Raw genomic sequence first — 14,121 nt, 5'->3', positions numbered from 1 at the left:
GAAGTTGAGAGTTGGTCATTTGTCCTATGTAAATAGTAATGACCAATGACCAATGACTATTTTAGTGAAACCAACAAGTTTTGATTGATGGTCATTTGTAAATCGGTATTTGGGTCAATGGCGATTAAGTCAACACTATTCTTGCCGAAGAACAGACCAACCAACGCACCGATACCAGCACCACCCAAGACTTCTTCTGTGGCAATGGCGCGATCGCCTGTGACAGCAGATACCGCAGTTGCTGCACCTGCGCCTAACACAGTATCTTTGATAATTGAACCAATACTAGTACCCTTCTTGACGGTTTCAGTTTTAGTAATCACGTCTGAAGTAGCGTTAAGCTGATACTCTTGACCATTGGCCAAAACCAGTTTTTCGGCAACGAATTGAGAACCACCTGTAGCAGGTTTGAGTTGACCAATAACCTGACTACCAGCCGGAATCACTACAGATCCGTCTTGCGTAACCACGTTTTGGGATACTGTCAATGTCAAAGGCGCTGTTTCATCCTTTGTAACCAGAATTTTTTCTGCCTTGTCATACTTCACAGGGATAGCAGTCCCTTGGGGAATTGTCACAGCAACAGGTTTGGGGGTAGTAGACCCGACAGCTACAACGTAAGGCGAGTTAATTGCTGAGGCTTGATTAGAACTAACCAACGCTTGGTAAATAAAAGCTGCTACCTGGGCGCGAGTGGCAGTTGCAGTTGGATTCAGGAACTTCACATTAGGATAGTTCACCACAATTTGCTTCTCTGTTGCTGCTGCGATCGGGCTACGGGCATAGCTAGCGATGTTAGAAGCATCGTTGAAGTATTGCAGAGTGCTTTCGGTATTGCCGCTAGGAGTATATTCCAGACCATTGGCAAGGGAAACTAAAACCTGCTGGCGGGGAATAGCTTGGTTAGGTTCAAAACGATTTCCAGGATAACCAGATAAGAAACCAATGTTATAGACTTGCCCAATCGCACTGGATGCCCAATAGTTGCTAGGCACATCAACAAAATTGATTGCTTGCCGTTGCGCTGGTTTTTGAAAAGCTTTGTTGACCATAGCGGCAAATTGAGCGCGTGTCACCGCTTCTTCAGGGCGGAAAGTACCATCAGGAAATCCGGCAATCACACCTCGTTGCGATAATTGTTGAATAAATTGGGCTGCCCAATAGTTAGATGAAACATCAGAAAAAGTAGTTTGAGCAAAAGATGGTGAAGCTGTAATGAAAGGCGCTACAGTAACTACTGTGACGCTTAAAGCCATGAGTGCAGCTGTTCTAGATTGCAAAATATTTAAAGTAAACATTAATTTTTAATTCCGAGAAAATTACTTTTTTTACTGTTAATTAATTAGACCTTTGCTGAAGTATTAGGTTCCCAATTATTTATGGTTTTTGTAAAAACCATTACTTCCGACATACAATAGTAATTAGATAGTCAAATTCATAAAATATCTGCCAACTCAGCTAGAAAGAGGTAATAGTTGAATCAGCCCATTACCGATTAATGCTATTAAATAAGTATTTGAGAAAATATCAATACTGAGTGAGACGATATAGAGATAAAATAGTTGCTGAAAAATAGATTTTTTCGGCTTAAAAATGAAGGCGATCGCACACTATAGTTAAAGTGGCGATCGCCTATGAGAGGTGATTAAAGTCACGACTTGAATTGAGTTACGACATGAAGCAGTTAATTCCTGGGGTTTGACACGACATAGGGTGAGTTAATTGCTGGGGCTTGATTAGAACTAACCAGTGCTTGGTAGATAAAAGCTGCTACCTGGGCGCGAGTAGCAGTTGCGGTTGGATTCAAGGACTTCACATTAGGATAGTTCACCACAATTTGTTTTTCAATTGCTGCTGCGATCGGGCTACGGGCGTAGCTAGCGATGTTAGAGGCATCGTTTAAATACCTTAGAGTGCTTTGGGTATTGCCACCAGAAGTATATCCCAGACCGTTGGCGAGGGACACCAAAACCTGCTGGCGGGGAATAGCCTGGTTAGGCCCAAAGCGATTACCAGGATATCCTGCTAAGAAACCAATGCTATAGGCTTTCCCAATCGCACTGGATGCCCAGTAGTTGCTAGGCACATCAGAAAATTTGATCGCCTGCCGTTGCTGTGATTTTTGGAAAGCTTTATCGACCATAGCGGCAAATTGAGCGCGTGTCACAGGTTCTTCAGGGCGGAAGCTACCATCAGGAAATCCGGCAATTACACCTCGCTGTGACAATTGTTGAATAAATTGTGCCGCCCAATAGTTAGATGAAACATCAGAAAAAGCAGTACTTGGAGCCGAAGATGAATCAGGAGTTTGAGCCAAAGATGTCGAGGAGCATCCCGCTTGGATGGGTTTGCTTTGCAAAGTATAAGTCATTGGCTGACAAACTAAACTTGCCGACTTAGACTCTACATTATTCCGCGTTGGCGGATTTTGTTTATCTAGCTTTGATTTCCAATTGCTAAATATTTTTTCAATAGTGGGATGCTTACTTAAAAACTCTGAGTCTGCAACAACATCGTGAGGCCCCTTAATACTTATCTTAGAACTGTTGAGGTAGATATTATAGTCATAACTAACATTTTGAGCTTGATAATTACTGTTAATCATCTTGCCAGGAAAAGCATAGAGAATGTTTCTTAAAATTCTGACATCAGATGACCTAATAGCAAATATTTGCCCATTTTCAATTTCTGGACTCTGATTATTTAAAACAGCAGTGTTATTTACAATATCAACATGCTCGCTTAAAAATGAATGAATGCCAGAACCACCATTATTAAATGAAAGATTATTTTTAACTAAAGTACGTCCTGTATATGGACTCATATTTAAATTCTGATCGCCATTTTTTGAACTATCAATAATGATGCCATTTCCGTCTGTGATCTTTCCGACTGCAATCCAAGGGATGTACATGCGATTGTTGTAGCTCTTGTTGTTGGTAACCAACATCTTGTATCCCTGGTTATTGTCAGAATTCCAATTGTTCAACAATGAAATGCCACTGTTACCATAAATGCTATACCAGGCATTATTGAACACTACGTTATTATCTATTGTCACATAGTCGGATTGAATCGCTGAAATACCCGCTCCTCCACAGTCATGCGCTTTGTTGTTCAGAATACGGATGTGATGACTACGACTATTGGTTCGTCCGTCAACGTTGATGCAGTTTCCATTAGTTAGTGGGTTTACTTTGTTAGTCTTCTGACTCATCGCATAATCAAGGGTGATATTGGCATTGTTCCCTATCACCTCCAGCCCATTGATCTCAATATATGAAGCTCCGTTTGAAATCAAGATACCATTCCATGTATTGTGCTGAATTTTTGGGGAATGCCCAGGATATGCTTTATACTTAATCCATGCATTTGCTTTTCCAGAACGTTTAATATTTACTACACTCACAGCTTTGGCTATATTTTTGTATACGCCGTTCATAATCAATACTGTATCGCCAGGGTTGGTAAGGTCTGCTGCCTTTTGAATTGTCCTAAAAGCGGATGAAGTAGAGAGTCCGTTATTTTCGTCATTTCCACTACCACTAACATAGTATGTTTTCGGTTTTGAAGTAGCGCTAATTAGCTCGCGGCTAGATAGGCTCATTTCCTTGTTAGTGGATATTTGATGGGTGTTTTGAACTAAAAATTCTTTTATCCTTTCTCCCTGAGTTAAAAGACCTAATACTACGGGAATTGCAAGACATGTACCTATACCGAAACCTTGAATTTCCACAAGCAAAAGCTCCTTTACTGCCACTATTTAATAAAAATATCAGGATATTACGTAATTTTGAATACTCTTTTGGATAGAGAATAAAATAGTGCTGATTTTTCTAGCTCCTCACATAGGGCAATTAAATAAAAATTCTAATAAATATTAATAATTATTAAAACGATATAAAGGTAGAATGGTTGTTGTTAAATATAATTTTTTCCTATTAAAAATTAAGGCGATCGCACAGTATAGTTGAAAATTGCGATCGCCTATTAGGGGTGATTAAAGTCACGACTTACAATTGAGTGAAATCTACTAGCGGGATTGTGGTACTAAATTCAAGTTAGAATTCAGTGTAAGCTTCAAATCTTGTGCGGGTCTAAGAACAAAGGCATTTCCTTGTTTTTTCCTCAACAGCACACTTGCTCCCGCACCCGCAGCCCCACCGAGAACAGGTTTTAAATCGTCAATTTTGCGGTTACCAGTCACTAGTGAACCTAAAAGACCAGCACCCGCACCGATAGCTGCATCAGTTAAAATCTGATTTGTGCTAGGCCCCTGTGAAACTTTTTGAGTTGTGGTATATGTCCGAGAACTTGCATTAATTGGCTGACGTTGACCATTAGAAAATTCTAATTCTTGAGCTACAAACCGCACACCTTTCCCTTGATTATCATCTGTATTTCTTGAATAATAACTATCTAGGTCAACAGATTCTAATCGTCCATTTACTTTAGTACCGGCGGGAATCAAGACATTTCTATTTCTGTCAATAATGTCATTGGCTATTCTCAAGGTTAGAGATTTACTTTCCCCAGGAGCAATAGTGATTGTCTCTTTATCGTAGGTAACAGGTAAAGCAACCCCAGAAGGAATGGTAACGTTTCCATATTGTCCAATTCTGTCTTGCCCAATTCTGTATTGTGCATTAGCCGGAGCTAAACTTAACAGTGGGGCAGTCACGCTTGCAGTAACGGCTATTGCCATGAGTGCAGCAGTTCCAGATTTCCATTGATGTAGACGAGTCATGAGTGGGTAAACCTTTGTGTATGTGATGTATTTAATGACGTTGATTCACTTAGTTTGTTTCTAAAATTTATGAAACCTGTTTATAGGCGCATTCTGAATATGAAGGTGTTTAATATAACCTGGAGTTTGTGTTGCAACTAGTCCTATCGGAGATATGGCTCCTCAGAATTTGTATCTTGCTAATGTGCGTCACTAAATAGATGGTGAGATACTCTCAATATGACGCAAAATTAATCTAATTGTTGCCAAAGTTGTTTTATTGTTTATGTCCTTCTCTTCTCCTTCTTCTATGGTCGCTGCTGCGCGTAGCTTGCTTCCACATTCGCGGAGCGTGCCATAGGCAAGTGGTATTAAAGACACACTCGCGTTCGCTTAGAGCGAGTCTGCGTACCTTACACGTTTTGTAGAGAGCGTCTTTGGCTTTGCTCCTGAATTCTTCTATGGGAATAAATTTTGATGCGATCGCAGCAATTCTTGTGCTGGGTTAAAATTTATTAATTATGGAATATGAGTATGTAGCGGTTCTCAATTGCATAAAATACAGGAACGCTAAAGCTCTGACTATTTCTTCTCCAGCAATTTTTTACTAGATATCAGGTACATGCCTACCAGGAATAGACCCGCTACTGTTGCAGGTTCAGGTATGGTTTTAATTTTGGCATAAATAGCTGTTTTAGTTGTGCCTCCTTCAAGAGCCTTAATGCTTATCTGCCCAACGTCTGAATTAAAACCAGTTAGTTCAAGCGTGTATTTATTGCCTTCAAAGGCAAAAGTCAGATTACTCAAGTTTTCGTCTATAAATACAAGGTCTGCATTCTCTTCTTCAGAATTTGTTACGCTATTAGGTGTATTTACTAGATGCAATTTCAAGTCAAAAACTTGGCTGATTCCAACGGGAGGGCTGAAGGATACATTGAGATTTAAAGGCACCTCTTCAACGCTTGTACCTTTAACTACAGTTCCATTAAAGTAAGTTAAATCAGCGATTTTGAATACAGAGTTAATGTCAGTTAAAAATGAATTTCCACTAAAGGTAAGTTTATTTGAGCCTGTTATTGTACACCCACTAGGATTTGGACTTGGTAGACACACATTAACATCACCCCAAGTAAATATGTTGTTTCCCACACCTGTGTATATGGGATTGGGATTGATATCAGTGCTTCCTGGAGTAGGTTCTCCCCATGTACCAGTAGAGATACCAGAAAAAGTTAGAGCATCTGCTTGGTTAGAGAAACCAAGTGCTATAGTCGCACCCACAAAAAAACTAGATATAGCAGTCGCAAAAACCAAACTTAGTTTCATAAATTAAGTATCCAAATCTAATTTTGGAGCTTTTTTAAACTATGTTTCCAGTCTAAATTAGTAAATTTCCTTAAAACGCACTAGTATTTTACTGGATTTATATATTACAAAATATTATCTAAAAAATTATTTTATTAATTTTAAATTATGGATAGTAAAAAAATATTTTAATAATTACAAATTGGTAAAACAGTAATTGCGTAGGCGTAGCCCATAGTAGACATCGTTACCTTACTTGCTTCTTTGATCAGTTGTCAAGTCAATATAAAGTTACTTTTTTTTACATTCTCCACACTATTGAGATGAATGTGATTCGTTGGTCGAATTCAAGGATAACCAAGAGAAATATTTAGTATTTTTTACTACCAAAATACCCCTAAACACACTTACTTATTTTTCTGCCTCTGCCTCCCTTACCTCTTTTTCAAGGATTTTCAGTATATGCTTTATAGCTTTGACAAAATTTCTGGCAACAACTGACTAGGAACTTTAGATAAAGCCAGATTTTGTCCCTGTATGCCTAATTCATTATGAAAAGCACGAATAGTTTTAACTATATAATTAAAGGTTGTTTGATAAACCTCTGGCTGTTTGCTTAATCCGTTTAAGGCTTGTAAATGGTTGTCTAATGCTACTTCTAGATGTTGAGAACGTGTTGCTTTGTTATCATTAAACGACTTATCTATTACTAGCTGATAATGTGCTAGTCCCAAGTTATTATAAGAGGCAAGCAAATCAAAACTTAAAGCAATACCGCTAAGTGAGTGAGCCAAGGCTATGGCCTCTTCGTAAGCGCTGATGCATAGTTGCAGATAGTTTTGCCGTGCCTCTTTAGTTGTTTGAGATAGGTTTGCTAGATGCCAGTAGGCAGTACCGAGATTATTTTGTGTAGCAGCGCAGGCGCTGGGAACATTAGCTGGAGTGCGATACTTGAGAGCTTCGGTGTAGACATCTATAGCTAGCTGGAGATTTTGGGCAGGTTGTTCGTATTGTGCTAGATTCCAACAGGCGGTGCCGATGTTGTTTTGAATCATGCCATACTTGAGCGGTTCCTGTTCGGGGTTGTAGTGTACAAGTGCTTCGTTGTAAGCTGCGATCGCTTTCTTTAAATGCACAATTGGTTGGTTATATTGCCCTAAATGCCAGTAAGCAGTACCTAAATTGTTCTGGCAAGCCGCATACTTTAATGAATCCATCTCGACTGTACGGTAGCTCAGTGCTTCATTGTAAGCTAAAATCGCTTGCTGCCAATTTTCAGATGGGTGAGAAAAACGAGCTAAATCACCATAAGCCGTCCCCAAATTATTTTGCACACGAGCGTAAGTTTCTGAATGTGTCTGGGGCGAGATCATCTTCAACGCCAACTGATAAAATTCTATTGCCTGCTCTATATAAGTTTGTCCTTCCTCAGAATTGGGCGGTGTATGGTATAGCATCCAGTAGAGTGTACCCAAATCATTTAAGATATCTGGGAGTTGTGATGAGGTTTCGTCATAGCTAATTGCCTCCTGATAGGCAATAATTGCCACCATCAAATTTTCTAAAGTTGACTCTCCTTGCTCAATACGAAGGCGGTATAAAGTGCCCAAGCGATGATAAGCTTCTGCCAGTACTTCCCCTAGAACTTGTTTTTGGTGTAATTCTTCAATCTCCAACAAAATCTGCTGCGGTTGCCAGTAATCCTCTGTATGTTGGGCAATATTTGTATTTATTGTTGCTATTACTAGCTCCGTTAACTCGCTACTAATATGAGATAAAGACGACAGAGATTGATTATTACTCCCGCTACCAGACCTATTAGTAGATTCCTGCTGTTGTGGCGCAGTCTTTAATAAATCTCCTGTCGGTGGCGATTCCTGGGTTTTATGTACGCTATTCCCTTGTGTTTCTGCCGGAAAATCGGAATTATTCTTCAACTTTGACTCAGTACCTGCGGTTCTGAGTTCTGTTTGGGTAACTGATTTATCTACAATCGACTGCTCAATATAGCCTAAATCCAAGCTTCTGGGATTAGAAAAACGTTCTGGATAACCTGAATTCTGAGTCGCTGGTTTAGGTTCTCCGGCAAATACAAATGCCCCAGTCCGACAACGCCAAAACTGTGGCGCTGATTGCTTGATAGCAGATAACCAAGGACGCGGTATCCATAACAGCAAGTTAGATTCTAGGAATCGGCTAGATTCTTGTACAGAGAAATATTGTTCGCTTAAGCGGAGATGGTGCAAAAATAACCGTTGTGTAGCGACTGGTTGCTTGGTGAGATGTTCCACGCCGACAATCTGAAATGCTGGTACTGGAAAAGGTCTTCCAGGGGAATCCTTTGATGCCCCAACAGTTGGCGGTGGATAGTTTACCAACCATTGATTTATTTGAAGTATGGGATTGGGATCATTTAAATTCAAACGCAACGTAACTAATCGCGGATAAGCTAGAGTGCTATTTTCTTGGGCATTTGATGGCTGAGATAGCACTTGTCCAATAGGATAAGCCAATGTAGAATGCAAACGAGTCGCTACTTGATTTCTCAAGTGTAAATCATCACATACTGCTAAAAAAAGTTGCCGTCGTAAGCCAAGACTTAGGGCAATTTTCAATCGTTGGTATACTTGCCGATTCCAAGTGGAATTATCATTTTGTGCAGTATCATTCACGCTCATGACGGCTAAAGAGCCAAAACACAGTACATATCACCTTTCTCGGCATATCCAAGTCGGCTAATATCATCATAGAAATGATTTTTAAGCTAACGTTGTGCTGCTTAGGATAAATTGAGTTTTTCAGGTATAGTAAAATAAATTAGTATATAATGATACTCTAATTTTTAATCAATTTTAACAAAAATAAAAAAGCAGGCTCCTTTTAAAATCGGAACCTGAAAAACTATCAAAAAATGAAGTTTTATTAAAATATTTTACGATCAAATGCTTTTAGAAACAAAGAAGGCAACTAGAATCAAGCCGCCAACCAAAACTGTAGCGACTATTCCTAGTAAAAGATAAGTTCGCTTTTGCCCTTCTGTGGGGGGTTCTGCTTGATAAATCTTTGGTTCCCGGGCAAAATTATTTAGAAGGCCGCCTTCTTCGTTTGTATAGGGCATGAATTAATTCCTTTATGTTTATCGTTCATTTAATGTTACATAAATGCTAAATCCGCCCTTAAACTGCTAGACAAATCGTTACATTAGGGGTTGGGGAGTGGGGATTGGACATGGCAAAGAGGCAGAGGGAAAAATTCTTCTCCCTTGCTCTCTGCCCCTTCGATTCCCCACTCCCTATTCCCTAACTAGTAATCGTCCCAGTCAGAGGTGAACTAGGACTAGCGTAGTCTTTGATAGGCATTCTGCCAGCAAGGTATGCCAAACGACCGGCAACTGTTGCTAAATTCATGGCCCGAGCCATTGCTGGCGGATTGGGAGAAAGTGCGATCGCACTATTAATCAATAAAGCATCTGCTCCCAATTCCATTGCTTGGGCGGCTTCTGAGGGTGAACCAATTCCGGCATCTACCACTACTGGTACACCTGCATTTTCGATGATGATTTGGATGTTGGCGGTTGTTTTTAGCCCTTGTCCAGAACCAATTGGTGATGCTAAAGGCATGACTGTAGCACAGCCTACTTCTTCTAAACGCTTGGCTAACATGGGGTCAGCGTTAATATAGGGCAATACTGCAAAACCTTCTTTAACTAATTGTTCTGCGGCTTGCAGCGTCCCAATGGGATCTGGGAGTAAATACTTAAGGTCAGGTATTACTTCTAACTTTATAAAATTATTATCTTCCTGCCCTAACAATTTCGCCATTTCTCGCCCTAAACGCGCCACCCGAATCGCTTCTTCAGCAGTTTGGCAACCTGCGGTATTGGGTAACATCCAGATTTTTGTCCAATCTAAGGCTTCAGCTAAACCTTCATGTCCGGGAGCCTTGGTTTGTACCCGTCGTACTGCTACGGTGACAATCTGGCAATCACTGGCGACGATGCTTTGCTGCATTTCTTCAATGCTGCGATACTTGCCAGTTCCAGTCATCAAGCGGAATTGGAAAGTTTTGCCAGCAATAATTAGTGGGGAGTCGGGAGTCGGGAGTCGGGAATGGGGGGATATGGCAGGACGATTCCCGTTGGAGAAATTGGCAGAGTGAGTCAGCATTGGTGTGGAGGTAGATGGCTTGGACTGGAAGCGCGAATAATGAAAATCAGCAAGTAGAGGGTCAGACTTTTGTTCTAAGATGAAATCGGCAATTAAGGCGGCTGTTACGGGTGCAAGTAGAATCCCGTTACGGTAATGACCTGTAGCAAGGGTTAAATTTTGACAGTGGCTAGTCCCAAGGATGGGCAACTCATCGGGGGTAGCTGGGCGAAATCCCCACCAGAATTCTTGGATGGGATAATGCTTAAGTTGGGGATACAGCCGGATGGCAGCTTGTAGTAATGTTTGAATGCCTTCTGGGGTGTTGTTGGGAATGAAGCCAACGTCTTCGCTGGTTGCGCCAATAACAAGGCGATCGCGTCTTGGTACGATGTAAATATCCTGCCCAAACAAAACCCGCTTCAAGGGCAATTCCGGCGCAATTTCTGGTATCCGCACACTCAGCATTTGTCCTTTTCTGGGACGCACGGGTACTGGTAATAACTCATTTGACCAAGCACCTGAAGCTAAAACATAGTGCGCGGCGCGAATTATTCCCGCGTTGGTTTGCACGCCAACCACTTGCCCTTGCTGCTGTAAAAATGCTTCTACTGTAATTCCGTCTTTGAGTTCAACACCAACAGACTCAGCCGCCGTCCACAATACTTGAGCTAGAGCTTTATTATCAACTTGTGCGTCTTCAGGATACCACCAGCCACCAACTACCTCTGCTCCCAATCCTGGCTGATATTGATGAATTGCCTCTTTGTTTAACCAGTAAGCCGGGGATGAGGGGGATGAGGAAGAATTTACTTCCCTATCTCCCCCTGCTCCCCCTGCTCCCCCTGCCCCCTGCTCCCTGCTCCCCTGCCCCCCTGCCTCTTCAAAGACGGGTGCAAGGATACCGCAGGAACGGTAGCCAGTATTTAAGCCGGTTAGTTCTTCTAGTTTGCGCGTCCAGTCGGGATATAATGCACGCGATCGCCAACACAAAGAATGCATTGCCCCATTAGGGATGTTTTCTGCATCTGGTGCTAACATCCCGGCGGCGGCATGGGTAGCGGCAGCCTGAAAGTCACGACAAAGCACGGTGACACTTGCCCCGCGCAGTTTTAGCTCAATGGCGATCGCTAAACCAATAACGCCGCCACCAATAATTACAATCTCACTAGTCATTAGTCATTAGTCACTAGTCATTAGTCATTAGTCATTAGTACATAACTAATAACTCATAACTTATAACTTATAACTCGTAACTATAGACGGATCTATCGTTACCATAAAGCGCGAATTGGTTCATTGCCTTGATTATTGCCTTGATTTGTCTCGTTAGATGGCGTATTTGTTTGTGAAGAATCTGTATTGTTGTCTGTTGTAGTGTCAGCAGGTGATGTTGAGTCATCAGAAGAATTTTGAGCAACGTTACTTCTGTTGTCAGGTCTTGGAGCTACAATACCGCGTCTGTTTGCGTTTGTTTCAGTTGTTTCATTTCCTTCATTTGCAGTTTCTTCATTCTTGCTGCCAGCACTGCTATTAACATTGATATTAGCTGGCAGGACTTGTGATTTCTTATCACTTGGAGCGTTAGCGGTTTGTACTCCCATAGGAAAGTTGATGCCCAGTAATGTACCAAGCAGAATGGCTAAACCTCCAGCCATTAAAATTAAGGGTGTCCATCTACCCATATTGTCTTACTCCTTTTTAACCTTTTGGTGTCCACACTATTCGAGAACCTTGTCCCCAAAATCCATCAAACTTTGTCACTTTCACATCGCCTAAAACCAGAGTTTGACAGGCTAAACGCAAGTCTGTTGTAGGAGAATGGGGAGGAAGCGAACGCCGTGCTCGATCGCGCCAATTCGCTGCTGATACTTCACCCTCTACCTTAACCGCGCAAGTTCCGCAACTGCCAATGCCCCGACAGTTTATTAACTTAGCACCGTCATTGTAGAGTTCAATTCCATTTTGCAGCAAAATTGTTCGGAGATTGCTTTTGCTTATGCACTCAATTGTTTTACCTTGAGCTAGTACCTTAGGCATTTTTAAATTGCCAAACTGGCGTTTTGTTGTATATTTACACATTGCCTCGAAAGTTGTCTCGTCGGTCCCAGTTTTATGACCACAAATTCTTCACCTCAACTTTGGCTCTATGACACTACATTACGAGATGGCACTCAGCGCGAGGGGCTATCAGTATCGATAGAAGATAAGTTACGCATTGCTCGTAGACTCGATCAACTGGGAATTCCCTTTATTGAAGGCGGTTGGCCTGGTGCCAATCCCAAGGATGTACAATTTTTCTGGCAACTTCAAGAAGATCCGCTAAAACAAGCTGAAATTGTGGCTTTTTGTTCGACTCGCCGCCCCAATTCCACTGCCGCAACTGAACCGATGCTACAGGATATTTTGGCTGCGGGGACTCGCTGGGTAACGATTTTTGGTAAGTCTTGGGATTTACATGTCACAACCAGCCTCAAGACGACATTAGAAGAAAATTTGGCGATGATCCGCGACACAATTGAGTACCTCCGTTCTCAAGGGCGTCGCATTATCTACGATGCCGAACATTGGTTTGATGGTTACAAGCACAATCGAGATTATGCTTTACAGACATTAGAGGCTGCGATCGCATCTGGTGCTGAATGGTTAGTCCTTTGTGATACTAATGGTGGTACTTTACCCCATGAAATTAGCCAAATTGTTCAAGATGTCAGTAGTTATTTGTCATTCGTCATTAGTCAAGAACCAATGACAAAGGACAAAAAACAAAGGACACTTCCCCAAATTGGAATTCATACTCATAACGATTCGGAAATGGCGGTTGCTAACGCAATAGCCGCCGTGATGGCAGGGGCAAAGATGGTACAGGGGACAATTAATGGTTATGGTGAACGTTGCGGTAATGCTAACCTCTGTTCGTTAATTCCCAATTTACAATTGAAGCTGGGTTACAGTTGTATCACAGAAGACCAGCTAACACAACTTACAGAAGCTAGTCGTTTTGTGAGTGAGGTGGTTAATCTCGCGCCAGATGAACACGCTCCCTTTGTCGGACTTTCGGCTTTTGCCCACAAGGGCGGTATTCATGTATCAGCCGTGGAACGTAATCCCCTAACTTACGAACATATTCAGCCGGAACAAGTCGGGAATCATCGCCGCATCGTTATTTCTGAACAGTCTGGACTTAGCAATGTTTTAGCCAAAGCCCGCAGTTTTGGCATTGACCTCGATCAACAGAAGGCTGAAGCCAAGCAAATTCTCCAGCGCCTCAAAGATTTGGAGAGTGAAGGATTTCAATTTGAAGCAGCAGAGGCCAGTTTTGCGCTGTTGATGCATGAAGCTTTGGGAGGCCGCCAGAAGTTTTTTGAAGTCAAAGGTTTTCAAGTCCACTGTGACTTGATTGAGGGGAAAGAAACTAGCAATGCCTTAGCCACGGTTAAACTCGCTGTTGACGGGAAAAATATTTTGGAGGCGGCGGAAGGTAATGGCCCTGTGGCAGCTTTGGATGCGGCTTTACGCAAGGCTTTAGTGAATTTTTATCCCCAAATAGCAACCTTTGATTTGACAGATTACAAAGTGCGGATTCTCAACGGACATACGGGAACTGCGGCGAAAACTCGTGTGTTGGTAGAGTCAGGCAATGGTCGTCAACGCTGGACTACAGTAGGGGTTTCCACCAACATTTTAGAGGCTTCTTATCAAGCTGTGGTGGAAGGCTTGGAATATGGTTTGTTATTGCACTCTCAAGCAGAGGCAGCTTTGAAAGCTCCTAGTTGATCAAAGTTACTATTTAGTGTATTGGAGGTTACATGAGAACCTAGCTGTAGCTAGAGGTAATTCCAGCTTCTAAATTACCTCTAGCTCACGGGAAAATAGCTTTGATATAGTTATGGCAATTACTCGTTCTATGCTATATGCGGTTCGTTTTAACAACCTAAAGTCTAA

9 protein-coding genes and 1 pseudogene are annotated in these 14,121 nt (G+C 41.8%); 1 reads left to right on the top strand and 9 read right to left on the bottom strand.

Annotated elements, in window-relative coordinates:
- Positions 1–56: 56 nt before the first annotated feature.
- From V7K25_RS02975 to V7K25_RS02935, 9 genes and pseudogenes are all read right to left on the bottom strand, one after another.
- A complete protein-coding gene (locus V7K25_RS02975) occupies positions 57–1,298 on the bottom strand; it encodes an S-layer homology domain-containing protein (RefSeq protein WP_335154904.1) in 1,242 nt (413 codons plus the stop codon).
- A gap of 401 nt (positions 1,299–1,699) precedes the next feature.
- Positions 1,700–2,371 (bottom strand): annotated as a pseudogene (locus V7K25_RS02970) (S-layer homology domain-containing protein); the annotation flags it as partial.
- Between the two features lie 1,662 nt (positions 2,372–4,033).
- Positions 4,034–4,747, bottom strand: coding sequence for a conjugal transfer protein TrbI (locus V7K25_RS02965; RefSeq protein ID WP_335154903.1), 714 nt, complete (start codon positions 4,745–4,747; stop codon positions 4,034–4,036).
- A gap of 561 nt (positions 4,748–5,308) precedes the next feature.
- Entirely contained in the window at positions 5,309–6,052 is a 744-nt protein-coding gene (locus V7K25_RS02960) for a choice-of-anchor K domain-containing protein (protein ID WP_335154901.1), read from the bottom strand.
- 446 nt (positions 6,053–6,498) lie between these two features.
- Positions 6,499–8,709 (bottom strand): tetratricopeptide repeat protein, encoded by a 2,211-nt coding sequence (locus tag V7K25_RS02955; RefSeq protein ID WP_335154899.1) that lies wholly within the window; start codon positions 8,707–8,709, stop codon positions 6,499–6,501.
- 260 nt (positions 8,710–8,969) lie between these two features.
- Positions 8,970–9,149 carry a photosystem II assembly protein Psb34 gene (psb34, locus tag V7K25_RS02950; protein ID WP_335154897.1) on the bottom strand — a complete coding sequence of 60 codons (180 nt, stop codon included), beginning with the start codon at positions 9,147–9,149 and terminating at the stop codon, positions 8,970–8,972.
- Positions 9,150–9,330: 181 nt separating this feature from the next.
- Positions 9,331–11,352 carry a glycine oxidase ThiO gene (gene thiO / locus V7K25_RS02945; protein ID WP_335154895.1) on the bottom strand — a complete coding sequence of 674 codons (2,022 nt, stop codon included), beginning with the start codon at positions 11,350–11,352 and terminating at the stop codon, positions 9,331–9,333.
- A 98-nt stretch (positions 11,353–11,450) separates the two neighbouring features.
- A complete protein-coding gene (locus V7K25_RS02940) occupies positions 11,451–11,861 on the bottom strand; it encodes a hypothetical protein (protein ID WP_335154893.1) in 411 nt (136 codons plus the stop codon).
- Between the two features lie 16 nt (positions 11,862–11,877).
- Complete coding sequence (locus V7K25_RS02935) at positions 11,878–12,216, bottom strand: 2Fe-2S iron-sulfur cluster-binding protein (RefSeq protein WP_335154891.1); 339 nt, start codon at positions 12,214–12,216, stop codon at positions 11,878–11,880.
- 75 nt (positions 12,217–12,291) lie between these two features.
- On the opposite strand from V7K25_RS02935, the gene cimA reads away from it, so the two are divergent.
- A complete protein-coding gene (cimA, locus tag V7K25_RS02930; protein ID WP_335154889.1) occupies positions 12,292–13,953 on the top strand; it encodes a citramalate synthase in 1,662 nt (553 codons plus the stop codon).
- Positions 13,954–14,121 lie beyond the last annotated feature (168 nt).

The organism is Nostoc sp. (genome assembly GCF_036919495.1).
Taxonomy (GTDB): Bacteria; Cyanobacteriota; Cyanobacteriia; order Cyanobacteriales; family Nostocaceae; genus Nostoc.
The sequence above is the reverse complement of the archived record's forward strand: the minus strand, read 5'-3'. Positions and strand labels throughout refer to the sequence as shown.